Raw genomic sequence first — 23,546 nt, 5'->3', positions numbered from 1 at the left:
GTCAGTTTCACCGCTGACTGGTATTTTTTTGCTTATCGCGAAATTACCTTATTTGGCTCAACAGGCTCGCGCGTTCGCTTAGCCGGGCTAAGCGGGCGACATCTGATGGCAGGCCACGTGGTGTCCTGCGGCGACCTCCCGTAGCGCCGGTATCTCGCGGCGGCAGCGATCGCTGGCCTGCGGGCAGCGTGAGGAGAAACGACAGCCCGGAGGCGGGTTCGCCGGATCGGGAATCTCCCCCTGTACGATGGCCAGCGGTTCGCCGTTCGGGTCCAGCGTCGGCACCGCCGCCAGCAGCGCCCGGGTGTACGGGTGCAGCGGCTGCGCAAACAGCGTATCGCGGCCGGCGGTCTCCACCAGCTGCCCGAGATACATTACCGCCACGTCGTCACACAGATGTTCCACCACGCCAAGGTCATGGGAGATAAACAGGAAGGTGACGCCGAGATCGTCGCGCAAATCGGAAAACAGATTGATGATCTGCGCCTGGATGGAGACATCGAGCGCCGAGATTGGCTCGTCGGCAATAATGAAATCCGGGTTGAGGATCAGCGCGCGGGCGATGCCGATACGCTGGCGCTGGCCACCGGAAAACTCGTGCGGAAAGCGGTTGTAATGGTGCGGCGCCAGGCCGCAGATGCGCATCACCGCAATCACTTTATCATACAGCTCGGCCCGGCTACACAGCTGATGCTGCAACATGGCTTCGCCAATGGCATCGCCCACCCGAATCCGCGGATTGAGCGAGCTATAGGGGTCCTGAAAGACCAGCTGGATTTTCGGGCGCAGCGCCTGCATCTCCCGCGGCGAGAGGGTGGACAGCTCCCGACCCCGGTATTTCACGCTCCCGGCGGTCTTTTCATACAGCCCCAGCAGGGTGCGGCCGACGGTGGTTTTACCGCTGCCGGACTCGCCCACCAGGCCAAAAATGGTCCCCTGGCGAATCTTAAAGCTGACGCCGTCCACCGCCCGCAGCTGTCCGCTCTGCTGGCCAAATAGCCCATCGCGCAGCGGGAAGTATTTTTTCAAGCCATCCACTTCAATAACATATTCAGGGTTCATACGATGGGCTCCGCGAGCGTAGGGTGAAAGCAGGCGGCCTGCCGGTGGCCCCCCAGTAGCGGGGGGATAGCGCGGCGGCAATGGGCGCTGGCGCGTTCGCAGCGATCGGCAAAGGCGCAGTACGGCGGCAGCGCGGCCAGATCCGGCACCTGGCCGGGAATCGAGTACAGGCGGCGACGTCGTTCACCGGGCACCGGACGCGAGGCGATCAGCCCCTGGGTATAGGGATGCTGCGGGCGACGTAAGATCTCGGCCGTCGGGCCGGATTCGACAACCCTGCCGGCGTACATTACCACCACCTGTTCCGCCATTTGCGCGATCACCCCGAGGTCGTGCGTGATCAGCATCATCGCCATCTGATGCGCCTGCGCCCGGTCGCGCAGCAGGCGCAGGATTTGCGCCTGTACGGTCACATCCAGGGCGGTCGTGGGTTCATCGGCAATCAGCAGCTTTGGCCGGCAGCTCAGCGCCATCGCAATCATGATGCGCTGCAACATCCCGCCGGAGAGCTGGTGCGGGTAGCTGTTCATCAGGCTGCCGGCGCGGGCTAAACCCACCTCGCTAATGAGATCCGTGGCATGCTGCCAGGCGGCCTTCGGCGATTCGCCACGGTGGCGAATCAGCGGTTCGCAAAGCTGCTCGCCGATAGTCAATACCGGGTTCAGGGCGGTCATCGGTTCCTGAAAAATCATTGCCAGCTGGTTACCGCGCAGGTCCGCCATTTTGCTCGCTTTCAGACGCAGCAGGTCTTGCCCGGCGAAGAGGATTTCACCGCTCTCAATGTGCGCCGCCTGGGGCGGCAACAGCCCCATTGACGCCATGGCGGTCACGCTTTTTCCGCAGCCGGATTCACCGACCACGCCGACGGTTTGCCCGGCGTGCAGAGTGAATGAGACATCCTGTACCGCCCGTACGCGCTGTTTTCCGGCGGCGAAAGAGAGCGAAAGGTGTTTAAAAGTCATTAACGGCGCGCTCATTTCAGCCTCTGTTTCATTTTGGGATCCATTGCATCGCGCAGGCCATCACCCAGCACGTTAATCGCAATCACGGTGATAAAAATGGCAACCCCCGGCGGCATCCACAGCCACGGCCGACGCTGGAAGTCGATCAGGCTGTTGGCGGCGTCCATCATGTTGCCCCACGAGGGGGTTGGCGGCACCACGCCCAGCCCCAGATAGCTCAGCGCCGATTCGCTCAGAATGGCGTTCGCCACCGCCATGGTCGCCATCACCACGAGGATCGGAATGGTGTTGGGCAGCAGGTGGCCAAACAGACGGCGGCGTGCGGAGAGCCCCAGCACCTGAGTGGCCAGCATAAAGTCGCGCTCGCGAAGCGACAGGCACTGGCCGCGTACCAGCCGCGCCAGCTTCGGCCACTCCAGCAGGCTCAGCATGATCACCACCATGTAGACCCGCGCGTCCGGCGAGAAATCGAGTTCCGCTAACATCGCCCCGGCGACAATCAGCAGCGGCAGTCCGGGAATGGTCATCACCAGATCCGCCAGACGCATAATCAGCTTATCGGTCAGCCCGCCGACATAGCCGGACACCGCGCCGAGCAGATAGCCCAAAGCCACCGACAGCAGCATGGTGAGCAGCCCGATAATCAGGGAAATACGCCCGGCCAGCAGCAGGCGGGTATAGACATCGCGACCGAGGAAGTCGGTGCCCAGCCAGTGCCCGGCGCCCGGCGGCTTGTTAATCATCAGCGCGTCGGTCGCGTCATCTTTCCATGGCGACCAGATGGGCCCCAGCACGCACCACGCCGCCATTACCACCAGCAACACCAGGCATAACATCGCCAGCCGGTTGCGTTTCAGCGTCTGCCACGCCTGGCGCCACGGCGATGGTGCGATCTGCGCCAGCGCCGGGATCTCCGCTTTGCGCAGGCGGCGTTGTGTTGAAAACAGGGAGCTGAGCATCATGACCTCACTCGAATGCGCGGGTCGGCCCACGCGTACAGAACATCGGCGATCAGGTTGCCCAGGATGGTGAGCACCGCCAGAAACAGGGTAAAACCCATCAGGACCGGATAATCGCGGGCGGCCAGAGAGTCGATGTGAATGTGCCCCGCGCCGGGCCAGTTAAACACTTTTTCGGTGATGATGGCGCCGGAAAACAGCCCCGGCAGCTCAAAGCCGAGGAGGGTGATAATCGGCAGCAGCGCATTACGTAGCGCGTGTTTAAAGATCACCGTCCGTTCGCGCAGCCCTTTGGCGCGGGCGGTGCGGATAAAATCCATCTTTACCACGTCGAGCATGCTGGCGCGGAAGTAGCGCGTCAGGCTGCCGGCCTGCAGCATCACCAGCGCCAGCACCGGCAGCACCAGATGCGCGGCCACCTGCAGGAGATAGTCCCAGCCGCGGTCATCGCTGCCGGTGTTGGTCATGCCGCCGACCGGCAGCCAGTGCAGATCGACGGCAAACCACTTAATCAACAGCAGGCAGAGGAAAAAGGTCGGGAAAGACATGGCGGCAAAAACCGCCACGCTCACCAGATGGTCGAACAGCGAGTTCGGTTTCATGGCCGACACCATCCCCACCGTCAGGCCAATCCCCCAGTAAAAAACCAGCGCAATGCTCGCCAGCAGGAAGGAGTTCCAGATGTACTGGTTCAGCAGCTGGCTGACCGGAATCTGGTACTGCAGGGAGAACCCCAGGTCGCCTTGCAGCAGCTGGCCGAGCCAGTGCAGGTAACGGGTGAACAGCGGCTGGTCGAGGCCGTAAATGGCTTTCAGTTCGGCGGCGCGGGCGGCGGTCAGCGTGATATTACCGTCGATAAAGTCACCGGGCGTTTTGGCAAACAGCATAAAGATGATAAAGGAGGCCAACAGCAGCATCGGCAGGGTTTGCAGCAGCCGTCTCAGGATGAAATTTCTCATGACACTCTCACATCAGCCGCCGGGAGTCCCCGGCGGCAGGCGTTTTTATTTGACGATTTTCACGTCCGGCAGGCTGCCGGTCAGACCGTTATAGATATCCGGTTTAAAACCGCTCACCCGGGCGCTGCTGGCAGAGAGAATTTCGCGGTAGCCGAGGAAGATAACCGGCGGGTCTTCCGCCAGCACTTTATACAGCTGGTGGTAGATCGGTTTACGCTTCTCGACGTCGAGCACCGAGTTGCCGGCGTTAATCAGCCGATCGACCTGCGGATTGTGATAGCCCGACTCTTTCGCTTCGCTACTGTAGAAGTCCCATACCCCGTCATGCGGGTCGTTCAACGTACTGGTGCTGAAGGAGGCGAGGTCGTAGTTGCCCGCTTTGCGCTGCGCCATCAGGGCGTTGAAATCCACAACCTGAGGCTTCAGCTGCACGCCAATCTGCTGCCAGTTCTCTTTGGCGATGGGGATCAGCGCATCGTTAAGCACCTTCTTGCTTACCAGCAGCGTGAGCTCCAGCCGTTTTCCATCCTTCACGCGGATGCCGTCCGGCCCCGGTTTCCAGCCGGCCTCGTCGAGCAACTTTTTGGCCTGTGCCGGATCGTATTGGTAGGGATTCACGCCGTCAGCGTTATAGGCCCATGAGATGGGGGCGATGGGTTCAATCGCCACCTTGCCATATCCCTGGTACACCACATCCACCAGCTTCTGGCGGTCGAGACCGTAGATTAGCGCCTGGCGGACTTTGGCGTCCTGCAGCGCCGGGCGGCGGACGTTGAATTCCACCTGGCTGTAGTCGCTGGAGCCATACAGATTGATATTGGCGAAGCCGAGCATTTTCAGCTGTTCAATATCATCCGGGCGCGAGGTAAAGGCGTCGTAGTCGGTTTCCCCGGTCTGGAACAGCTGGAAATTGGTCGACGGGTTGGTGACGCGATAGATAAAGCGCGGCGTCGGCGGGGTGCCGCGGTAGAAGCGGCTGTTGGCGTGGAAACGAATCTCCTGGCCCGGAATATATTTGTCATAGACATACGGGCCGTTCCCCAGCGGTTTTCCATGCAGGCTGCGCAGATAGTCAAGCTGGCCGCGCTGGTAGCCTTGGCCATAGTAGGCTTTGGAGAGCACCGGGCCGCCGATTTTCGCCAGCGTCGTGGCCCCTGGCTGAGTGGTGGTCACCTGCAGCGTGAGCGGGTCGATGACTTTCAGTCCGCTGACGCTGTCCGCTTTTCCGGCCTTATATTCGGCGCCGCCGGCAATGTTGGCGAGGGTGATGTCGATATCGCCGTCATATTTCGGGTCAAGCAGAACGGTGAGGGTAAAGGCGACGTCTTCCGCGGTGAGCTGCGAGCCGTCGCTGAAGGTCAGATTCGGCCGCAGCTTGATGGTATACACGGTGTTATCCGCGCTCACGGTCCAGCTTTCAGCCAGACCCGGCACCAGGTTGCCGTGGCTATCCCAGTCGATTAGCCGTGAAAAGATGACGTTCGTGACGTTTTCGTCCCAGCCGTTAACGAAGAAGTAGGGGTTAAAGATCCCCTGCGGCTCGGAAATGCCGGCGACGACGGTATCTTTGCGCAGTTTAGCCGCGGCCGGGATCTGGCTGACATCGCTGGCCGGGGTGATCCCTTCTTTTAAGATTTCATCGGCACTGGCTGCAGAGGAAAATGCTACCGCGCTGCTCAGTAGGGCGATGTTAAGAGCAAGCGAGAATCGCGTTTGTTTGGTTTTTAATCCGTGCAGTAGTCTGGACAAAAGTGCTCCCTCATCAAATAATTGCGTTTAAATTTACAATTCATGACGAAAGATAAGAGGCGCGCCCCGGCCTGTCTAACAACGAAAAGATATGATTTATATCTAATCGTCATTAGTAAATAAGTGGAAATAAAATGCCACTTTTGTATTAAGTGGCGGTATTTTCCACCACAGGCTCCATGCCCAGCGTCAGGCGATCCGCCACCCAGCCGTGCTGGCGCCATGTGCCGTCGTCAAACGGCTGCGGCAGGCGTACGCGCAGCTGGCCGATGACCCGTCCCTGGATTTGTTCACAGCTGGCGTGCAGCAGGCTGGCGCCGGTACCCAGCAACGAAGCAATATGCTGCAGGTTCGGTTCACAGCCGCTGCTGCCGTCAAAATGCAGCGTCACCAGCTGGGAGCCGGCGACCGGCGGGGCATTTTCGCCGGGGCGGCCATGATGCAAGGTGCGGGTCAAGCTGCGGGTGACGTCATGTTGCGGGTTGCCGAAAACCCGCCACACTTCGCCCTGTTCGATGATCTTGCCGCCCTCAAGCACCGCGACCCGGTCGCACAGGGTACGAATGACGTCCATTTCGTGGGTGATGAGGATGATGGTCAGCCCCAGGCGCTGGTTAATTTCTTTCAGCAGCTTCAGCACCGCGAGGGTGTTTTCCGGGTCGAGAGCGGAGGTGGCCTCATCGCAGAGCAGAATTTCCGGCTGGGTGACCAGCGCCCGGGCGATGCCGGTACGCTGTTTCTGCCCGCCGGAGAGTTTTGCCGGCCAGCTGTCGCGCAGGGCGCTCAGACCCACCAGCTCCAGCATCTCATCCACCCGTCGCTGCCTCTCCGCGCGCGGAACGCCGGCCATTTTGAGCGGCAGTTCCACGTTCTGCGCCACCGTTTTAGTCGCCATCAGGTTGAAGTGCTGGAAGATCATCGCCACCCGGCGGCGCAGATCCCGTAGCTGGGTACGTGAATAGCGCAACGTCTGTTCGCCGTGAATGATGATCTCGCCGCTGTCGGCGCTTTCCAGGCGATTAAACAGGCGCAACAGGGTGGATTTCCCGGCGCCGCTGCGCCCGATAATGCCAAAAATTTCGCCCTGGTAGAGCGTCAGGTCGATATCCTGCAAGGCCTGAACGCCGTTGGGATAGGCTTTGCCGACACCGGTCAGCTGAATATGCGGTACCGCAGTTTGTTCTAAAGTCACGCTGGTAAGCTCCGTCAGCCTTGAAATACCGGCAGCGCGAGGGCCGCCGGGCTCGTCCGGTTATCAGAAACCGGGGACAATTTTGCCTTGGTAGCGGGTCAAAATAAAATGGCGCACCGCGTCGGAATGCAGGGCTTTTGCCAGCTTCTGAATTCCCGGGTCGTTGAGGTTATCGGGGCGAGCGACCAGATACTCGACGTACAGATCGCTGCCTTTTTCCACCAGCAGCGCCTTGTCGGTGTCAATGCCGGCTTCCAGCGCATAGTTGGCGAAAATAAATGCCAGATCGACCTGGTTGACCGCGCGGGCCAGCATCGCCCCTTCCAGTTCACGAATTTTGAAATGGTGCGGGTTGGCGACGATATCCCGGGTTGCCGACTGCGGATCTTGCGGGTTTTTCAGGGCGATCAAACCCGCATCGCTCAGCATCACCAGCGCCCGTCCGGTGTTCACCGGATCGTTAGGGATTGCGATGGTGGCGCCATCCGGCAGCTCTTTGAGGGTTTTGTATTTGCTGGAGTAGGCGCCGAAAGGTTCGATGTGCACGCCCACTACCGGCACCAGCTGGGTGTGGCGCGTCTGGTTGTAGTTATCGAGGAAAGGGCGGTACTGGTAGTAGTTAGCATCAAGATGCTTCTCCGCCAGCTGTTGGTTGGGCTGAATAAAGTCGTTAAAAACTTTGATGTTCAAATCCACGCCCTGTTTGGCCAGCTCCGGCTTTACGAACTCGAGGATTTCCGCGTGCGGTACCGGCGTGGCGCCGACGGTCAGCGTTTCGTTGGCGGCCGCCGGTAAGGAGAAGAGGGCCAGCAGCCCGGCAGCGATAAGGGTCTTTTGCACTATGTTGTTCATTGTCTTTTCCTGGAAAAGTAGCGTGTCTTTGTTATTTGCGGCTCATGTACCGCACAAGGCGATCGCCGCTCATCTGTAAAATCTGTACTAAGGCGATCAGCAGCAGAACGGTGATGACCATCACGTCGGTCTGAAAGCGTTGATAGCCGAAACGGATCGCCAGGTCCCCCAGTCCGCCGCCGCCGATGACGCCCGCCATCGAGGTGTAATCCACCAGCAGGATGGCGGTGACCGTCACCGCAGCGACTAACCCTGAGCGCGATTCCGGCAACAGGGTGTGCCAGATCAGCTGCGCGGTATTGCCTCCCATTGACCAGCTGGCCTCCACCAACCCGTGGTCCACCTCGCGTAAGGCGGTTTCCACCAGCCGGGCGAAGAAGGGCGCACAGCCCGCCACCAGCGGCGGAATGGTGCCCTGCACGCCGAGGGAGGTGCCGGTGATCAGGGTGGTGACCGGGATCATCACAATCAGCAGGATGATGAACGGCAGCGAGCGCAGCACGTTGACGCAGAACGACAGCAGGCGATATAGCCGTGGGGCGTGCAGCAGCCGCGGCTGGCCGGTGAGATAGAGTACGATGCCCAGCGGTAGACCGATCAGCACGGTAAAGCCCAGCGACCAGCCCAACATGGTTAAGGTATCGAGGCCCGCGAGGGCCACGTCGTTCCAGTCGATATCGGCGAAAAACTCCAGCACGGTGGCCACCTCAGTTCCAGTCATGGCGCTGGGGGCGAATGCCGTTTAAGACCCAGTTGCCGAGCAGCTGATATTTCCAGCGTACCGGATCGTGCAGGGTGTGAACCCGGGCATTTCGCCAGTGGCGATCGAAGTTGTGACTGCTGCTGGTGGAGCGGGTACCGCTCAGTTCAAACAGGCGGCTGGCGGCCTCCAGCGCGACTTCGGTGGTAAAGACCTTGGCCCGGGCGACGGCGATGGAGGCCTGGGCCACATTCTCTTCATTCAGGGTATGCCTGAACTGGTCCAGTACCTTGCCCGCCCGCTCCAGCAGCGCCTCGGCGGCGGCCAGCCGACTATCGATCTGCCCGATATGATAGATGGTGAGCGGATCTTCACTGGCGCGCTCGACGCCGGCATCAATCCACGGCCGGGCGAATTCGCGCACGAATGCGACCGTGTCGTTAAGGGCGGCGCGGGCGATTCCGGCATCTATCGCCGCGGTGGTCAACTGCGCGAACGGCCCGGCGAGAGTTGGCGTGGCATAGGATTGCCACGTCGGGAACAGGTGGAACGGCGCCACGGCGAGATCCTCCGCCAGTACCGTGCCGCTGGCGGTATTGCGCTGGCCGAGGCAGGCCCAGTCGTTGACCACCGTCAGACCGGCGCTGTCGCGCGGGACGAACGCCAGTTGGGCGCGATCGTCGGCATCGAGTGCGAGGATCCCGAGCCAGTGGGCGTACAGCGACCCGGTGCAATAGCCTTTCCGCCCGTTGATATACAGGCCTTCCGCGCGCCTTTCCAGCCGGGTACGGATATCGAGCACCGTTTTACCGCCGGTCTCCGAGAGGGCGTTGGCGAAGCGGTGGCCCTGTAAGACCAGATCAAAAAAGAAGGCCTGTTGTGCGGCGCTCCCCTGCAGGCGGATGTCTTCCAGCAGGCAATAATGGTTTTGCGGAATTTGCCCGAGCGACGGGTCGGCGGCGGAAACAATCGCAATCACCTGGGCCAGCGTGGCGGCGGAAACCTCGGCACCTCCCCATTGCTTCGGCACCGTAATCCCCCACAGCCCGCTATTGGAAAAGGCATCAATAATTTCCGGCGGCACCACGCCGCTGCGGTCGCGTTCCGCGGCGCCGGGTTGCAGCAGCCGGGCGATTTCATGGGCGACGGCAATGGCTTCTTCATCGCTGCGGATGACGTGCGCGTCCGGCGCATAGCGGGTGTAGCTGATAGGCTCTTTGCTCTCTGACATACTGATTTCTCGTGGTTAACTAAATAGCATATGCAAAAAATAGATAACTAAATAATCTATCATTCCAATAAGTTATATCTACAAATAGCAAAGGGTGTGCCAACTTCACGATTTTTTTTAGATAATTAAAATCAATGCGTTATGTTTTTACCGGCCGGCGCCGCTGCTGCAAAGGCAACTGCGGTGCATCGGCGCTGTTGCATTCACGACAGACGGAGAAGGGAACTTGCTGAAAACATCGTTATGTAGTGTGATATATAGCGAAATGACCATCTGGGGATCGAAATGAATCTGTTTATGTTTTATGTCGGCGGCAATGCGGGTAAATCAAATATTGAAGTGCATGACATTCAGTTTGTGGTCGCGCAAACCCCTCAGCAGGCCTGGCCGGCCCTGCGCAAGGCCTGGTTCGGCGATGCCGATAAAATTCATGTCGATGGCTACAGCCGGATTCGCTGGGCCGATGGCTATGATGTGACATTAGCCAAAGAGCCCGCCAGCGGCGGCCTGAAACTGTTTTTCGTCAATGCCGGCGGCTATCGCCCGGATACGCTGGCGGAACTGCATGAGTTCGATCTGTTCGTGGCGCACGACGCGCGGGAGGCGAAAGAGAAAGCGCTGGACAAACTGCTCCGCGGCGCCCAACAGCAGCATAAAGATAATTTAACCGCGGTCGACGATTGCCTGCTGCTGGATAAGGTGGGCGACTGGTATCTGCATCTGACCCCCAACGCGGCAGGCGTCGCGGCGAAGCCCGAGTGGCAAGGCTATCAACCTATTGGCGTGTAGTGCCGCGCCCGCTCTGACGCCTGACACAAGATTGTGAAGGCGTCAGGGAAGCGGTTGCCAGAGCGCGTCCGGCTCGGCAAACCCCGTCTCGACCTCGGCGAAGAACCGGCTGGCATGCAGGCCATCAACAAAGGCGTGATTGAATTTGCCGGCGACCGGGATCAGGCCGTTTTTCAGTTTGCCCCAGGTGATGGCGGGCACCGCGGCGCCGACATAATATTCGGCGTGGGTGATTGCGCTGAAATGCAGCCATGGCAGGCAGCTTGCGCAGAAGAAATGTTCGCCGTCAACGAGCAGCGGCGCCGGATCGGCGGTTTTTGCCGCCGCAATATTCGGCGCTGCCGCCCGGCTAAAGGCGGAAAAATCACGGGCGTTGTCGCACCAGACCTGGCGAAAACCCTGCCGGGTCGTCATCACCGGGGTCATCACTGAAATCTCAGCGTATTCGATAATATCATCGCCCAGCAGACGTTGTTTGAGCTGAGGGACGGCGTTAGCTGCCCGTAATAGCGCATACAGCGCCAGCTGGAAAAAGGAGACCTGCCGGTCCCTGGCGCATTCATACAGGCGCTGCGCTTCTACCGGCACGCAGAGGTTAAAGCCGGGATTGGCAAAGGTGCGATAAAACGCGAAATGGTCTTTACGAGGCCAGTTTTCTTTGTCAATAAGACGATAGTGAGGCATGGCGGGCTCCTGGTCTGTAGGGGGGCAGAAATGACTATGCGACAATTTCAATCAGGTTGCCATCCGGGTCTTTGATCACCGCCTCATAATAGCCGTCGCCGGTAGTCCGCGGCGGGGAGACCAGGATCCCTTGCCCATCGGCGCGTTTCGCCAGCGCGTCGACCTGCTGCGCACCGCCTACGGCAATAGCCAGATGGACCCAGCCGGTGTGATTATTGTCCGCCGTTGCCTCGGTGAGACCCGGCTTGCTCATCAGTTCTATGGCAATATCGTCACCGATCTTCACAAAGTAGGATGTAAAACCGGGGTTGGTCCGGCTGCAATATTTTTCATTGATTTGGCCCTGAAAGAAATCGGTCCAGAAGCGGGCCTGCTGTTCAAGCTGGCGGGTCCATAAGGCGATGTGGGCGACTTTCATTGTAAACCTCGTTGTAGCGTATGTTGACAGACGCCGGGCAATGCATGAACATGCTCTTTATTGCTCGGTTAAGGTTATTTCAGGAGTTATAATGCTCGATTATGCAGCTTTCCCACAGCAGCGACAAGCGCTTATTTGCCAGATTCTGCAGGAGAATGGTCGGGTGGTCTGTGCGGAACTGGCAATCCGCTTAAATGTCTCGGAGCATACAATTCGCCGGGATCTACATGAACTTAGCAAAGATGGCTTCTGTAAAAAGGTTTACGGCGGGGCGGTGATGAACCTGCCGGAGGCCGGAGATTACAGCGCGCGGAAAGACAAAAATGCGGCAACAAAAATCAGAATCGCGCAAAAATGCGCAAGACTGGTGAAACCCGGAGGCTGCATTTTTATCGATACCGGTACCACCAATCTGGCGATGGCGGAGGCCTTGCCCGCGGAGCTGGCGCTGACGGTGGTGACCAACTCACCGGAAATCGCCGCGGCGTTGCTGAAAAAACCGCTGTATGACGTGGTGATTCTCGGCGGCCAGGTTCAACGGGCCTCGGGTGGCTGCGTCGGGACTTCGGCGGTGGCCCAGCTGCAGGGCGTGCTGTTTGACCAGGGTTTTATCGGCGGCTGTGCGATGGCGCCGGAATCCGGCCTGACCGGGTTTGACTACGCCGATTGTGAATTCAAAAAAGCGGTGATTAAGCAGTGCAGCGAGATTATCGTCGGCCTGACCTCAGACAAGATCCCGGCGGTGGCGCGTTTCGTGGTGGCTGAAAGTAGCGCCATCGATGTGCTGGTGGTGGAAGAGAACGTCAGCCGGGAATATAGCGCCACGTTTCGCGAGCACGATATCCGGATTTATACCGTCTGAACGGGGGGAACGCCGCCGCATCTGGCGTCTCGTGACCGCTCGATCGACATATTGCCGGCAGGCTGCCGGCTCCACTTCAATGCTCTTTCGCGCTAAAACCGCAACAAAATTGTCAGTTTTATTAACGATTCCCATTCAGCCCGGCGGTGCTACACTAGCAAACTGTGATCTTTGTCATACCGTAATTCATACCGAGAAAAGAGACACTGCTATGCAACATATCATTGAGGGTTTCCTCAACTTCCAGAAAGAGATCTTCCCGCAGCGTAAAGAACTCTTCCGTAGCCTGGCCTCCAGCCAGAATCCGAAAGCGCTTTTCATCTCCTGCTCAGACAGTCGCCTGGTACCAGAACTGGTGACCCAGCAGGAACCGGGACAGCTCTTTGTCATTCGTAACGCGGGGAATATCGTGCCCTCATTCGGCCCTGAACCGGGCGGCGTATCCGCGACCATTGAGTATGCCGTTGTCGCCCTCGCCGTCACCGATATTGTTATTTGCGGCCACTCTAACTGCGGGGCGATGACTGCGGTCGCGACCTGCCAGTGTCTGGATTCGATGCCGGCGGTTTCCCACTGGCTGCGCTATGCCGATGCGGCAAAAGCGGTCGTGGAAAAGAGAACCTGGGATAGCGAAATCGATAAAGTGAATGCCATGGTACGTGAAAACGTCATTGCGCAGTTGAACAACATCAAAACTCACCCGTCGGTTGCCGTCGGCCTGCGTGATAAGGCCCTGCGCCTGCACGGCTGGGTCTATGATATCGAAAGCGGCGTCATCGGCGCGCTTGATAAGAATACCGGGACCTTCGTCTCGCTGTCTGAGAACCCTGACGTCTACTTCGCGTAATTTCGCTCTTCAGGGCAGGGAAGCCCTGGGTATCCGCGCCCCGCTTTTTTACTCTTCTCCCATCTTCGCTGTGGCTTTCCTGTCGCCTTCGGCATGCCGGGCCATCACCCGCGCATCTGCCATACTCATTACTGCTTTGCCATCGCTGCGAAAGGAGGGGGAATGATTAAGCTGTGTAAAACCTGCGGCACGTCATATGACGAAAGAAGTGCCACAATCTTACGCTGTAAGATTTGTGACGATGAGCGCCAGTATGTCCCGGCCAGCGGGCAGGCGTGGGTAGCCTTTGAGGATCTCATCAGCCGTCATACCAACGCCTGGCAGCAGCATCACCGCGCGCTGTTTAGCCTTACAACCGTTCCCCGGTTCGCCATCAACCAGCGCGCCTTTCTGCTCAGAACGCCGCAGGGCAATATTCTGTGGGATTGCATTGCCAACCTCGATGCCGCCACGCAGGCGTTGATAACTGCGCTCGGCGGTATCCATGCCATCGCGATTTCCCACCCCCATTACTACACCACCATGCAAGATTGGGCGGATGCCTTTGACGCGCCAATCTATCTGCATGCCAGCGATAGCGAGTGGATCGTGCGCCATAGTCCGGCGATTCGTCTGTGGGAAGGCGATGCGCTTGCGCTATGCCCCTCGGTACAGCTGTTGCGGCTGGGCGGGCATTTCGCCGGGGGAACCGTTCTGCACTGGCGTGAGGGCGATGGCGCGCTGCTGGTGGGCGACATTCTGCAGGTGACCCCCGGGGCGGACGCGGTCTCTTTTATGTGGAGTTACCCGAATATGCTGCCGCTGCCCGCGTCGGCGATTGAACACATCATGCAGCGCCTGGCCGGCGTGCAGTTTGCCCGCCTGTACGGGGCCTTCGCAGGGCAAAATATGACGGAAAACGCGGATGAAAGGGTACAGCGTTCCGCACAGAAATATCTCGCCTGCCTGCGTGGATAACGAGCGTTAAGCGCGATGAGAGGCCCTTTCTACCGGCCTCTCATCGCAAGCTAACCGTGGAAATTGCCGTTACAACACTCCGTCGCTGCCATCCGAGCACCAGACCTGGCCTGAGGTGAAGGAACAGGCGTCAGAAGCGAGGGTTACGTACAGCGGGGCGATCTCTACCGGTTGTCCCGGACGGCCCAACGGCGTATCGGCGCCGAACTGGCGGACTTTTTCCTCCGGCTGGCCGCCGCTCGATTGCAGCACCGTCCAGTAGGGACCGGGAGCGACCGCGTTGACCCGAATGCCTTTTGGCCCTAGCTGTTTGGCCAGCGATTTGGTGAAGGCGACCAGGCAGGCTTTGGTCTGCGCATAGTCAAAGAGAATCGGGCTGGGCTTAAAGGCCTGCACGGAAGAGGTATTGATGATCGTGCTATGGGCCTGAAGATGGCGCAGCGCGGCTTTGGTTATCCAGAACGGCGCGTAGACGTTGGTCTTAAAGGTGGCGTCGAAATCGGCGGTCGCGAGATCTTCCAGCGATTCGCAGTACTGCTGGCGCCCGGCGTTATTGACCACAATATCGAGGCCGCCCAGTTCGCTGACGGCTTTTTCAACCAGCGCCTGGCAAAACGCTTCGCTGCGAATATCACCGGGAAGCGCGACCGCTTTGCGCCCTTCGGCGGCAATCAGAGCGATCACCTCCCGGGCATCAGATTCCTCTTCCGGCAAATAGTTTATCGCCACGTCGGCGCCTTCGCGAGCAAAGGCGATCGCCACCGCGCGGCCAATACCGGAGTCACCGCCGGTAATCAGTGCTCTTTTCCCCGTAAGCCGCGCAGAACCAAGGTAACTGGTCTCACCGTGATCCGCTACAGGGACCATTTCAGATGCTAAACCGGGCGGCGTTTGCGGCTGGTCGGCAAAAGGGGGCTGGGGATACTGGGCTGTGAGTGTTGCGTTATCGCTCATACGGTCCTCCTGCGCTAAAACCTTAAGGATAGGCCGGATGGCGCGCGGTGGGGGATATTGGGACTATTCATCCGCCGCCCGCGCCATGGTGAATCGCCGCGGTAAAACAGTATATGGGGGGCTAATACGCTGATTGCCGGGCAGGTTTGCCAACAGGTGATGCGCGGCGGATAGCGCTATTTTCGGATGATTCTCGCCATTTAGTCGGGAATATTTTCAATCGGGACGCCGCCGTGAAAAGGGTATTAGCCGTCGTCGGTTGGAATAATCGAAATTTGGCCGTTACTTTCCAGAATGGCATATTTTATTTTCTCCAGACGGGTAATCCCGTGGTGCTGCCGGGCGGCCAGCAGAATATCATCAACAGAAATATTCACTTTTTGAATTTTGCTGTTCATCGCGACGCCGTTTTCCACCACGATAACGGGCGCGCCATCAAGAAAATCCTCAGCCGGCGAAAAGTGTTTTTTGATATAACCAAATAAAATATCCATGCCCACCAGGGTTACAATCGTAATCATCGCCCCGGTGAGCGAATAATCGGTAGACAGCAGCGCCTGCTGGGTGGCTTCGCTGATGATCAGTAACAGAATTAAGTCGAAACTGGTCAGCTGCATTAACGTTCTTCGCCCGGCAATCTTAAATACAATCAGCAGAATAATGTAGATTGTCACGGCCCGGAGCACCATTTCCATGATCCCTCCTAGGGATAAATAAACTGGCTGAAGGACAGCGGCGGCCGATCGTTAATGCGCACGACGTTGGTCATCCTGCCGGCTTGCCGCGGCGTGACGCTCAGCCACAGAGAGAGCGGAAGGTGGGACATCGCCTGGTTATAAACCAGATACAGCGTGCCGCCGCGACTGTACATTTTATCGGGCTCCGGGCGAATATCTCCGATTTGAAAGCGCGTCAGCAGAGTATCGCCGAAACTGATGGTCAGCTGCTGCGCCGTGACCTTTTGTACCTCAATATTGATATCCATTGCGCTCATTAATCTGCCGAAGCGTTGATAGTGAATCCTGAGCGTCGCGGTCGCGTTTTGTTTACTCGCCGCGCTGAAATAGCCGTTTGAAAATACGCCGGCCAACGCGGCCATGATGACGAAAGTCAACAGAACCACGCCAAAGCGGCGGAATTGATATTCAAAACGCAGCGCGCGTTCGTTTTCCGAGATACGCGGCACTTCCTGTTTTTCCTGATTCATAGAAAAACCTCATCGGCTCGTTTGCGGTAAGGAAACACACGCGAAGCGCCCACCGAGTCTGTTTCAGACTATGCGTAAATCATTTAGCTTGTGAAAAGTAATCCTGGCAACCAGGCTTTATAAGTCTAGTTGAGGAACCGGCGCAGGGCTTTAGAGACCCGCGCGCCTGCGATGTCTGCTTCCTGCCGCCGGCTCATCAACAACCGCAATCACCCACGCTGCTACCGGAGGTATGAATGAGGGTATTGATGGCTAATGATTCCGCGAAGCGCGGCAGCCACCCGGCAAAAGACGACCCGCGCGAACAGGGGGAAATACCGCGTAAACGCGATGATAGTGAGGATCATAAGCACGATCCTTTTCACCCGGCTCCCGGGCAGCGTTAAGATTCGCGGTCACAGCTCTGTCGGCGGCAAACGCCTGCGGCGACGGGACGCCGGCCGGGAAATGGCTCCGGCCATGGCCTCAGCCATCTCGGCGCAGGCGGTAATGCCCTGCACAAAGGGCTGATCATGCATTAACCACGGCAGCGCCGCGAACGCCACGCGGCCTCGTACCTCCGCGGGCTCCTGTAAAGTGTAGTCGTCACCCACGTCCGGGATATCGTCACCGGTCGCCTGCAGCTGCTCACGTAACGTCGGGAAGGGCAGATCTTTCGTTTTTAGCGCTCTTTGCCCGCGCGCATCGATAAAGACATCATAGGTGGCCTGGTTTTCCCGGGTGGTAATCACCGTTTTGTCCTCTTCGATCGCCATCTGGTAATCCTCGCCGAGGGCGAGAATACGGATTACCCCGGCTTCGCGGAGCGCCAGCAGGCGGCGGATCGACTCCGACGGAATCGCGGCGTAATTATCGATGAACACCCGGGCGAGCCCGGCGCGAAAGCGTTGACTATCCCGCTCATCCAGATGCGGGACAATCTCCTGCACGGCCTCATGCAGCCGGAGGATGACATAACGCCACGGGACGGTGTATTTCTCGCACTTGTTGCGTTCGACCTCCATAAGGTTGGCCTGCGCCCAGTGAAACGGGTCGTGTTTGTGTCGTTCACGGAACCACGCGTCGCTGAAGCTATCGGCGTCCAGCGTCGGGAGAGCGATGCCGGCGCTCCATTGCGGATCGGCGCGGTCGATCTCCGCAGCCATCAGCCGGAAGACCCGGTCAAGTAAACCTGCTGAACCGGCGGCAATCGCCTTTTCCAGCGCGTCAGGCGTCACCACCGCAAGCGGTTCATAGGGAATCGGGCAGTAAAAATCCGCTTCCGGCAGAATACCGGAGCGCGACATCAGGACGATATTCAGCGCTTCGCTGGCCGGATTGAGCCTGAACTGCAGCGGTCGATCGGCGGATTCGACAAACTCGCCGTGCTGAACCACGACGGCCATCGCGGCATCAATACCGCTCAACGATGTGCCCATGATACCGACCCTGCACGCCGGGATCTCCGCATCCATCAGGCCGGACCATGGGCTGGGGAAGAAGGTGCGGGTGGACTCCTCTTCAGCGGGCCAGACGTGGCCCGTGGCGATGACCACGAGATCGAAGCGTTCCGCCACCGGCTCACCTTGCGCCCATACCCTGACGCCTTCTGCCGTGGCCTGCAGGTCGGTGACCTCACAGGATTCATGCACCGTCAACGGGAAGCCTTGTTGTTTAGCCCTGGCGATCAGGCCGATAAACTGATCGCGAAAATACTCGCCAAGCAGGGTACGCGGAAGAAACTGGCGAATATGCAGCGAGTCATCGCTGACGCCATAGCGGGCAAGGTGCTCCTCGCTTTGCTGTTTCAGCCAGTCGATATAGGGACAGAGGATCGGGGGGATTTCAATACTGGCGATATTGGCCAGCATCATGCGCGAGTTTTCTTCGTCGCTGTATGGCATGCCGACGCCGGCCTGACGTGCCTGCTCATAGACCGTCACCGCCAGCGGCTGCTGATATTTTAACAGGGAAAAAAGGGTGTAAATCCCGGTGGGGCCGGCGCCGATAATCGCAATTTTCTTCATGCATAATCACCCGTGATAAGCGTTCTTCCATTGCAGTTTCCCGCCAGCCGGATGGTTAACCGGGCAAAGCGATCTGCGCCTGAGGTACAGCAGCGGGAGCCGGATTTAAGTGTGGTCGAAAACCCCGCCGCTAGCCAGCTGGATGCATGCGGTCTGTGCATCGCCGTCGGCTTGCGGCTGCCGGGTAATAAAAAGGGGGCCCCTGAGCCCCCATGAGTTTTCCACTTTCATATCGCTCAGGGCAGAGGAAACTGTTTAAAGGCCGGATGAGCTTCTGCTATTTCGCTATGGGCGAGAATGTAGTGGAAGTCATGCGCCTTAACCACTTCGGGGATCATCGCTTGAATAAAGGTCCATACCACAGCGCTGGTAACCGATACCTGATCGAGTCGTGCGTTGAGCGCGCGTTTTTCCAGCGCGGCGTTCCATTCCCGGCAGGCAGACAGCAGCTGCCAGGTGATGCGTTCAATCCACGGTTGATGCTGTTTCTCTGGCGGCCGTAAGTGGTGCTCGTAAACATGCTGTACGGCTTTTTCGCTGGCAGCCAGAATCAACCCCAGAGTCTGCAGATCTTCGGCCAGCGCAGGACCGATGACGGGTAGCAATTTACGCTGCATATCCGCCTGGGATTCGAAGTAATGGAGGATCAGCGTGGAGTCCATCAGCCGTACGGCGTTATCCAAAACCAACGTAGGCGCCTTGACCACCGGGTTTATTTGGGCAAAGGGCTCAACGGCACTAAACACCGAAAGCGGCAGGTGTTCAAATTCGACACCGTACAGCACCAGAGATACCGCGACGCGCCTTACGTAAGGAGAGTCCATCATGCCAATGAGTTTCATCATTATTCCTGTTTTCCTGTCTCTGAAAGGAGAATACCGGGTCGTTCAAGGTGCGCCGGGGAGGGATCTCACGGCTCGCTTTGCCCCCGGAAGCAGAAAGACATTACGCTAAAGTGGCGATAACGAATATTACGCATTTCTTACCTGAGATGTCAGAATGACTGACGGTATCGTCGCCTGAGGTTTAACCCCTGGGCTGTGGTAACGTTTACGTCCCGGATCTGGAACATCAGGAGCTGCTTCATGTCGGATTACCCACCGATCGCCAGTTTACGGAGTTTTGAGGCCGTTGCCCGGCTTGGTAGCGTGACGCTGGCGGCGAAAGAGCTGCATGTCACCCATTCTGCGATCAGTCAGCAAATTAAAGTGCTGGAAGATATGCTCGGCGTGAGATTGTTTATTCGTCACGGGCGTGGGGTACAGATTAATGAAGAGGGGAGACTGTATGCGATGCATGTCCGCGAGGCGCTGAATCATATCGCTGATGCGACTCGTCTGGTCCACGTTAAGCCGCGAACGACGACGTTAACCTTAGCCGCGGTACCTTCTTTTACCTGCCACTGGCTATTGCCACGGTTGGATCGCTTTCGCGCCAGATATCCCCATATCACCTTGCGGCTGCTGGTCAGCCTGACGCTCACCAACATGCAGCAGGAAGCGGTGGATATCGCCATTCGCATGGGGAAAGGCGACTGGGAAGGGTTGGAAAGCCGCTATATGTTTGCCGACGAGCTGATTGTGGTGGCCGCGCCGCATTATAACGGCGGCTCGCTGCCCACGACGCCACAAGAGGTGGCGGCCAGTAAGATTATATTTTCTATGGAATCGTGGAAAACCTGGTGTCTGAATGCCGGGCTGGAGCGTGAGATCGTCGCTGGCGGACTCTGTATTAACGACTCGAATCTGGTTCTGGAAGCCGTTCGTCTCGGCAATGGCGTTGCGCTCGAGCGGCGTTCCCTGGTCCAGGGGGCGATAGATCGAGGAGAGCTGGTCCAGGTCACCACCTGCTCTGCCCCTTATCCCTGGCCATACTGGTTGGTTACCTCGCGGCAAACTGCAAAGAAGGCGGATGCCTCTTTGTTCATCGCCTGGCTTAATGAAGAACTTGCGGCCTGGCGCCAGCGAGGGGATTTACCGGCGACGCTATAGCATTGTTCTGGCGCTTCCAATGGGTTCGCTTAACGGCGGCTGGACTGCGTGAATTCCCGTACCAGCGCCAGAAAAGCGGCCAGCCCGGCGGAAGGATGTCGTCTGCCGGGATAATACAGACACAGGCCGGGAAAAGGGGGCGTCCAGTCGTCCAGCAAACGGATGAGCCGGCCGGCCTGAATATCCTCGATGACATCCTGCTCAAGAAAGAAACCGATTCCCGCATGCTCCAGTACCGCAATTCGTGCCAGTGACGCCTCATCCAGCGTCAGCTGCCCGCGGACGTCGACCTGTACCGCTTCTCCTTGCTTCTCGAGGTGCCAGCGATAAAGGGAACCGTCGGGTAGACGCACCCGGATGCAGGGGTGATTGAGCAGATCGGCGGGGGTTTCAGGCCGTGTGTGGTGCGACAGATAGTGCGCCGAGGCCACCACGGCATAGCGCTGAGGTTTGCCGAGGGAAAGCGCGATCATATCCTCCGGTATCAGGCTGGCGACCCGTACTCCCATATCGAAGCCTTCCGCAACGATGTCGATCAGCCGACCATCGGTGACGATATCCACCTGCATTTGCGGATAGCGGCGCAAAAACTCCAGTACCAGCTGGGAGAGAAGCGCGCGGGCGGCAAACGGAGGCGTATTGATGCGCAGGATGCCAGAAGGCGTTTCACTGCGGGAGCGGACGACCTCAAGGGCCTGATGAACCCCCTGTAGCGACGGGCCGATGTGATCAATAAACAGGCGTCCGGCGTCGGTGAGCCCCACGCTGCGGGTGGTCCGGTTAAATAAACGCACGCCCATTTCGGCTTCAAATTTGGCGATGATATGGCTCAGTGCGGTGGTCGATACCCCCAGTTCGATCGCCGCCGCACGAAAGGTCCCCCGTCGGGCGATGGCCATAACGGCATCTAAATCAGTCAGCGTGATTCGCGACATTATCCCATTTCCTTCATCATGGCATCCCGGTTTGTCCTGATTGTTTAAATTATAAAGGATTCTTAAAGTTAAGCCGTAGAGTTTAATCACGGGAGATTCACTATGGATATGCCATCAGCAGTGCAGGCTTTTTTTACGGCTGAAGATCTGGACAGCGTTGTCAGCGCCTTCACCCCGGATGCGGTGGTGAAGGATGAAGGGAATACCTATCGCGGGCGGCAGGCCATCCGGGAATGGCGGGTTGCCGCCAGACAAAAATATCAGTATGTCGCCGAACCTATTGAGGCGATCGCGCAGGGGGATAGGGTGAAGGTGCGCGCCAGGGTGAGCGGAAATTTCCCCGGTAGCCCAGTCATTCCTGGCTATCTATTTCGCCTGACGGTGGAGCAGATCGATGAGCTGGAGATCGCTTATGACTGATTTCCTGGCGCTGGAAGGAAAACGCGTACTGATTACCTCGGGAACCAAAGGGGCGGGGGCGGCAACCGTGGCGCTGTTTCGACAGCTGGGGTCGCGAGTGTTAACCTGCGCTCGCCATCAGCCGGACACGCCTGTTGATGCGCTATTTGTGACGGCGGATCTCTCCACGGCGAGCGGGTGTGCTGTACTGGCCGCTGCGGTGCAGGAGCAGCTGGGCGGTGTTGATATTATTGTTCATATGCTGGGCGGCTCCTCCTCCCCGGCGGGTGGGTTTGCCGCGCTGAGCGATGAGCTGTGGCAACAGGAGCTGGATCTCAACCTGTTCCCTGCGCTCAGGCTGGATCGTTTATTGCTTCCACCCATGCTCAACAGCGGGAAGGGGGTGATTATCCACGTCTCTTCAATCCAAAGAGTGATGCCGCTGGCGGAGTCAACCACGGCCTACGCCGCCGCCAAAGCAGCGCTATCCACCTACAGTAAAAGCCTGTCGAAAGAGGTCTCCCCCAGGGGCGTTCGTGTACTGAGCGTGGCTCCCGGCTGGATTGAAACCGAGGCGGCGGTCAGATTTGCGCAGCGGCTTGCGCAGCAGGAGGGGGTCGATTATGCGCAAGGTAAACAAATCATCATGGACTCATTAGGCGGAATACCGCTTGGTCGTCCGGCACAACCCGCAGAGGTGGCCAACCTGATTGCGTTTTTAGCCTCCGACCGGGCGGCGTCGATAACCGGCGCGGAATACGTTATTGATGGCGGAACCGTGCCGACGGTTTAACCATAAAGACGGATTGGCAAGACGCGGCGAAGGTTTTCCCCGCATAAATCTTGATTGCGGCGTATTCCAGCCGAGGCATCAGCGGGGCGTGGCGCGTGCGAGACGGGGATCAAAGGTAAAGGGATACTGGCGCACGGAGGCAAGGGCCTCGCTGAAAGCGGGATGCAGCGGGTTTAGAATGGCGTTGTTTTCATAGGGAATAATGCAGGAGGGTAACATCAGTGCCATGCCGCTGCCCGACTGTAGCCAGCCGGTGCCCAGATCCATTGTGGAAACGGGCATCGGATTTTCCTGCCAGTTATCCGGCAGCCACTGTTTATCGAGCGATTCCACTTCACTGTCCGCTATCTCGATGCTATACAGCTGATACTGGTTGAGGATAGTCTCATTTTTGACATGAACCAGGATCTCCAGCGACGCCAGAGCGATGGAGGTGGAAACATAGACAGCCGGGTGCCCCTGGTGATTCCAGCGTCCGCCGTACTGGTTGGCCCCGCTTCCCGTCCAGGCTTCGCTGGCGTAACGGCCGCTCACCAGACGATAGAAAATCATGCAAAGACGCCGTGTTCCAGACGACCAATCAGGTCAGTCACTTCCAGCGCGCCGCTCTCGGTAGCAATCAGATCGATGGGGGCGACATTGCCCAACCCTCTGACCGGCGACTGCAGCCAGTCGTAGGCAGCCTGCTTGCTGCCAAAATAGTCGACGGCGGCATCCAGAACCCTGACAAAACGCGCCACACGTTCGCTTTCGCCCGGCGTCAACGTACCGCCCGCGCTCTTACGCCGGGCAACGTTACGCTCATTAATGCCGGTGATGCGCAGGATGTCGGTTTTCGACATTTCCGTCCACTCGTGAATATTATCCAGAACGCTGACCGGCAATCCCATACTCAACAGCTCAATCAGCTGCATACCCCGATTTGCCGGTAGCCCGGCATAGCGCCACAGCGCCTTATCGGCAGGTTGCTGTGCAGGAACCCAGGTTTTCATCTCTCCTCCTGAATAATGACATTTGTCATACTTTATTATAGTCATT

The 23,546-nt window shown here is 58.4% G+C and carries 27 protein-coding genes; 8 read left to right on the top strand and 19 right to left on the bottom strand.

What is annotated here, in order from left to right; all coding sequences use genetic code 11:
- Nucleotides 1–87 precede the first annotated feature (87 nt).
- From ACI2JR_RS03360 to ACI2JR_RS03320, 9 genes are all read right to left on the bottom strand, one after another.
- Nucleotides 88–1,062 carry an ABC transporter ATP-binding protein gene (locus ACI2JR_RS03360; RefSeq protein ID WP_462477881.1) on the bottom strand — a complete coding sequence of 325 codons (975 nt, stop codon included), beginning with the start codon at nt 1,060–1,062 and terminating at the stop codon, nt 88–90.
- Nucleotides 1,059–2,039 (bottom strand): ABC transporter ATP-binding protein, encoded by a 981-nt coding sequence (locus ACI2JR_RS03355; protein ID WP_462477880.1) that lies wholly within the window; start codon nt 2,037–2,039, stop codon nt 1,059–1,061. Before ACI2JR_RS03355 ends, ACI2JR_RS03360 begins: the two co-directional genes overlap by 4 nt.
- Nucleotides 2,036–2,983 (bottom strand): oligopeptide ABC transporter permease, encoded by a 948-nt coding sequence (gene opp4C / locus ACI2JR_RS03350; protein WP_462477928.1) that lies wholly within the window; start codon nt 2,981–2,983, stop codon nt 2,036–2,038. The genes ACI2JR_RS03355 and opp4C overlap by 4 nt, the downstream gene beginning before the upstream one ends.
- Entirely contained in the window at nt 2,983–3,942 is a 960-nt protein-coding gene (locus tag ACI2JR_RS03345) for an ABC transporter permease (RefSeq protein ID WP_132730736.1), read from the bottom strand. Before ACI2JR_RS03345 ends, opp4C begins: the two co-directional genes overlap by 1 nt.
- Nucleotides 3,943–3,987: 45 nt before the next feature.
- Nucleotides 3,988–5,691 carry an ABC transporter substrate-binding protein gene (locus ACI2JR_RS03340; RefSeq protein ID WP_462477879.1) on the bottom strand — a complete coding sequence of 568 codons (1,704 nt, stop codon included), beginning with the start codon at nt 5,689–5,691 and terminating at the stop codon, nt 3,988–3,990.
- Between the two features lie 148 nt (nt 5,692–5,839).
- Nucleotides 5,840–6,883, bottom strand: coding sequence for a methionine ABC transporter ATP-binding protein (locus tag ACI2JR_RS03335; protein ID WP_462477878.1), 1,044 nt, complete (start codon nt 6,881–6,883; stop codon nt 5,840–5,842).
- A gap of 63 nt (nt 6,884–6,946) precedes the next feature.
- Nucleotides 6,947–7,723 (bottom strand): MetQ/NlpA family ABC transporter substrate-binding protein, encoded by a 777-nt coding sequence (locus ACI2JR_RS03330; protein ID WP_132730829.1) that lies wholly within the window; start codon nt 7,721–7,723, stop codon nt 6,947–6,949.
- A gap of 43 nt (nt 7,724–7,766) precedes the next feature.
- Nucleotides 7,767–8,456, bottom strand: coding sequence for a methionine ABC transporter permease (locus tag ACI2JR_RS03325; RefSeq protein ID WP_132730739.1), 690 nt, complete (start codon nt 8,454–8,456; stop codon nt 7,767–7,769).
- Nucleotides 8,443–9,666, bottom strand: coding sequence for an SfnB family sulfur acquisition oxidoreductase (locus ACI2JR_RS03320; protein ID WP_132730740.1), 1,224 nt, complete (start codon nt 9,664–9,666; stop codon nt 8,443–8,445). The genes ACI2JR_RS03325 and ACI2JR_RS03320 overlap by 14 nt, the downstream gene beginning before the upstream one ends.
- Before the next feature lie 285 nt (nt 9,667–9,951).
- Here ACI2JR_RS03320 and ACI2JR_RS03315 point away from each other — a divergent pair, with 285 nt between their 5' ends.
- The gene (locus ACI2JR_RS03315; protein WP_462477877.1) at nt 9,952–10,455 is read left to right on the top strand and encodes a DUF1543 domain-containing protein; all 504 of its coding nucleotides are present in this window, start codon (nt 9,952–9,954) and stop codon (nt 10,453–10,455) included.
- Between the two features lie 42 nt (nt 10,456–10,497).
- Here the strand turns inward: ACI2JR_RS03315 and ACI2JR_RS03310 are convergent, their stop codons facing one another.
- On the bottom strand, nt 10,498–11,139 hold the full coding sequence (locus tag ACI2JR_RS03310; RefSeq protein ID WP_132730742.1) for a CatA-like O-acetyltransferase, family 1: 642 nt from the start codon (nt 11,137–11,139) through the stop codon (nt 10,498–10,500).
- Between the two features lie 34 nt (nt 11,140–11,173).
- The gene (locus ACI2JR_RS03305) at nt 11,174–11,557 is read right to left on the bottom strand and encodes a VOC family protein (protein ID WP_132730743.1); all 384 of its coding nucleotides are present in this window, start codon (nt 11,555–11,557) and stop codon (nt 11,174–11,176) included.
- Nucleotides 11,558–11,648: 91 nt separating this feature from the next.
- Here ACI2JR_RS03305 and ACI2JR_RS03300 point away from each other — a divergent pair, with 91 nt between their 5' ends.
- The 3 genes from ACI2JR_RS03300 (at nt 11,649) to ACI2JR_RS03290 (ending at nt 14,223) form a co-directional block, all read left to right on the top strand.
- Complete coding sequence (locus tag ACI2JR_RS03300) at nt 11,649–12,419, top strand: DeoR/GlpR family DNA-binding transcription regulator (RefSeq protein WP_132730744.1); 771 nt, start codon at nt 11,649–11,651, stop codon at nt 12,417–12,419.
- A 211-nt stretch (nt 12,420–12,630) separates the two neighbouring features.
- Entirely contained in the window at nt 12,631–13,266 is a 636-nt protein-coding gene (locus ACI2JR_RS03295; RefSeq protein ID WP_462477876.1) for a carbonic anhydrase, read from the top strand.
- Nucleotides 13,267–13,428: 162 nt separating this feature from the next.
- Nucleotides 13,429–14,223: an MBL fold metallo-hydrolase gene (locus ACI2JR_RS03290; RefSeq protein WP_462477875.1), complete on the top strand. Its 795-nt coding sequence runs from the start codon at nt 13,429–13,431 to the stop codon at nt 14,221–14,223.
- Between the two features lie 69 nt (nt 14,224–14,292).
- Here ACI2JR_RS03290 and ACI2JR_RS03285 read toward each other — a convergent pair whose 3' ends face one another.
- The 3 genes from ACI2JR_RS03285 to ACI2JR_RS03275 all read right to left on the bottom strand — a co-directional run bounded on the left by ACI2JR_RS03285 (nt 14,293) and on the right by ACI2JR_RS03275 (nt 16,384).
- The gene (locus ACI2JR_RS03285; protein ID WP_462477874.1) at nt 14,293–15,177 is read right to left on the bottom strand and encodes an SDR family oxidoreductase; all 885 of its coding nucleotides are present in this window, start codon (nt 15,175–15,177) and stop codon (nt 14,293–14,295) included.
- 245 nt (nt 15,178–15,422) lie between these two features.
- Nucleotides 15,423–15,872 (bottom strand): DUF421 domain-containing protein, encoded by a 450-nt coding sequence (locus ACI2JR_RS03280; protein WP_132730748.1) that lies wholly within the window; start codon nt 15,870–15,872, stop codon nt 15,423–15,425.
- 8 nt (nt 15,873–15,880) lie between these two features.
- Nucleotides 15,881–16,384 (bottom strand): hypothetical protein, encoded by a 504-nt coding sequence (locus ACI2JR_RS03275; protein WP_462477873.1) that lies wholly within the window; start codon nt 16,382–16,384, stop codon nt 15,881–15,883.
- A 248-nt stretch (nt 16,385–16,632) separates the two neighbouring features.
- On the opposite strand from ACI2JR_RS03275, the gene ACI2JR_RS03270 reads away from it, so the two are divergent.
- Complete coding sequence (locus ACI2JR_RS03270; RefSeq protein WP_165905748.1) at nt 16,633–16,770, top strand: hypothetical protein; 138 nt, start codon at nt 16,633–16,635, stop codon at nt 16,768–16,770.
- 9 nt (nt 16,771–16,779) lie between these two features.
- Here the strand turns inward: ACI2JR_RS03270 and ACI2JR_RS03265 are convergent, their stop codons facing one another.
- Together ACI2JR_RS03265 and ACI2JR_RS03260 are read right to left on the bottom strand one after the other, a co-directional pair.
- Entirely contained in the window at nt 16,780–18,390 is a 1,611-nt protein-coding gene (locus tag ACI2JR_RS03265) for an FAD-NAD(P)-binding protein (RefSeq protein WP_462477872.1), read from the bottom strand.
- 236 nt (nt 18,391–18,626) lie between these two features.
- Nucleotides 18,627–19,232, bottom strand: a complete 606-nt coding sequence (locus tag ACI2JR_RS03260; RefSeq protein ID WP_132730830.1) for a glutathione S-transferase — start codon at nt 19,230–19,232, stop codon at nt 18,627–18,629.
- A 243-nt stretch (nt 19,233–19,475) separates the two neighbouring features.
- On the opposite strand from ACI2JR_RS03260, the gene ACI2JR_RS03255 reads away from it, so the two are divergent.
- Nucleotides 19,476–20,381: a LysR substrate-binding domain-containing protein gene (locus ACI2JR_RS03255; protein WP_462477871.1), complete on the top strand. Its 906-nt coding sequence runs from the start codon at nt 19,476–19,478 to the stop codon at nt 20,379–20,381.
- Nucleotides 20,382–20,410: 29 nt separating this feature from the next.
- On the opposite strand, the gene ACI2JR_RS03250 is transcribed toward ACI2JR_RS03255, so the two are convergent.
- The gene (locus ACI2JR_RS03250; protein WP_462477870.1) at nt 20,411–21,316 is read right to left on the bottom strand and encodes a LysR family transcriptional regulator; all 906 of its coding nucleotides are present in this window, start codon (nt 21,314–21,316) and stop codon (nt 20,411–20,413) included.
- Nucleotides 21,317–21,418: 102 nt separating this feature from the next.
- Between ACI2JR_RS03250 and ACI2JR_RS03245 the strand changes: the two genes are divergently transcribed.
- Both ACI2JR_RS03245 and ACI2JR_RS03240 read left to right on the top strand, forming a co-directional pair.
- Nucleotides 21,419–21,736, top strand: coding sequence for a nuclear transport factor 2 family protein (locus ACI2JR_RS03245; protein ID WP_462477869.1), 318 nt, complete (start codon nt 21,419–21,421; stop codon nt 21,734–21,736).
- On the top strand, nt 21,729–22,508 hold the full coding sequence (locus ACI2JR_RS03240; protein ID WP_462477868.1) for an SDR family oxidoreductase: 780 nt from the start codon (nt 21,729–21,731) through the stop codon (nt 22,506–22,508). Before ACI2JR_RS03245 ends, ACI2JR_RS03240 begins: the two co-directional genes overlap by 8 nt.
- Nucleotides 22,509–22,586: 78 nt before the next feature.
- On the opposite strand, the gene ACI2JR_RS03235 is transcribed toward ACI2JR_RS03240, so the two are convergent.
- Together ACI2JR_RS03235 and ACI2JR_RS03230 are read right to left on the bottom strand one after the other, a co-directional pair.
- Nucleotides 22,587–23,060, bottom strand: coding sequence for an RES family NAD+ phosphorylase (locus tag ACI2JR_RS03235; RefSeq protein ID WP_132730755.1), 474 nt, complete (start codon nt 23,058–23,060; stop codon nt 22,587–22,589).
- Nucleotides 23,057–23,500 carry a type II RES/Xre toxin-antitoxin system antitoxin gene (locus tag ACI2JR_RS03230; protein ID WP_132730756.1) on the bottom strand — a complete coding sequence of 148 codons (444 nt, stop codon included), beginning with the start codon at nt 23,498–23,500 and terminating at the stop codon, nt 23,057–23,059. The genes ACI2JR_RS03235 and ACI2JR_RS03230 overlap by 4 nt, the downstream gene beginning before the upstream one ends.
- Nucleotides 23,501–23,546 lie beyond the last annotated feature (46 nt).

The organism is Klebsiella sp. NPDC088457, assembly GCF_044900465.1.
Taxonomy (GTDB): domain Bacteria; phylum Pseudomonadota; class Gammaproteobacteria; order Enterobacterales; family Enterobacteriaceae; genus Klebsiella.
The sequence above is the reverse complement of the archived record's forward strand: the minus strand, read 5'-3'. Positions and strand labels throughout refer to the sequence as shown.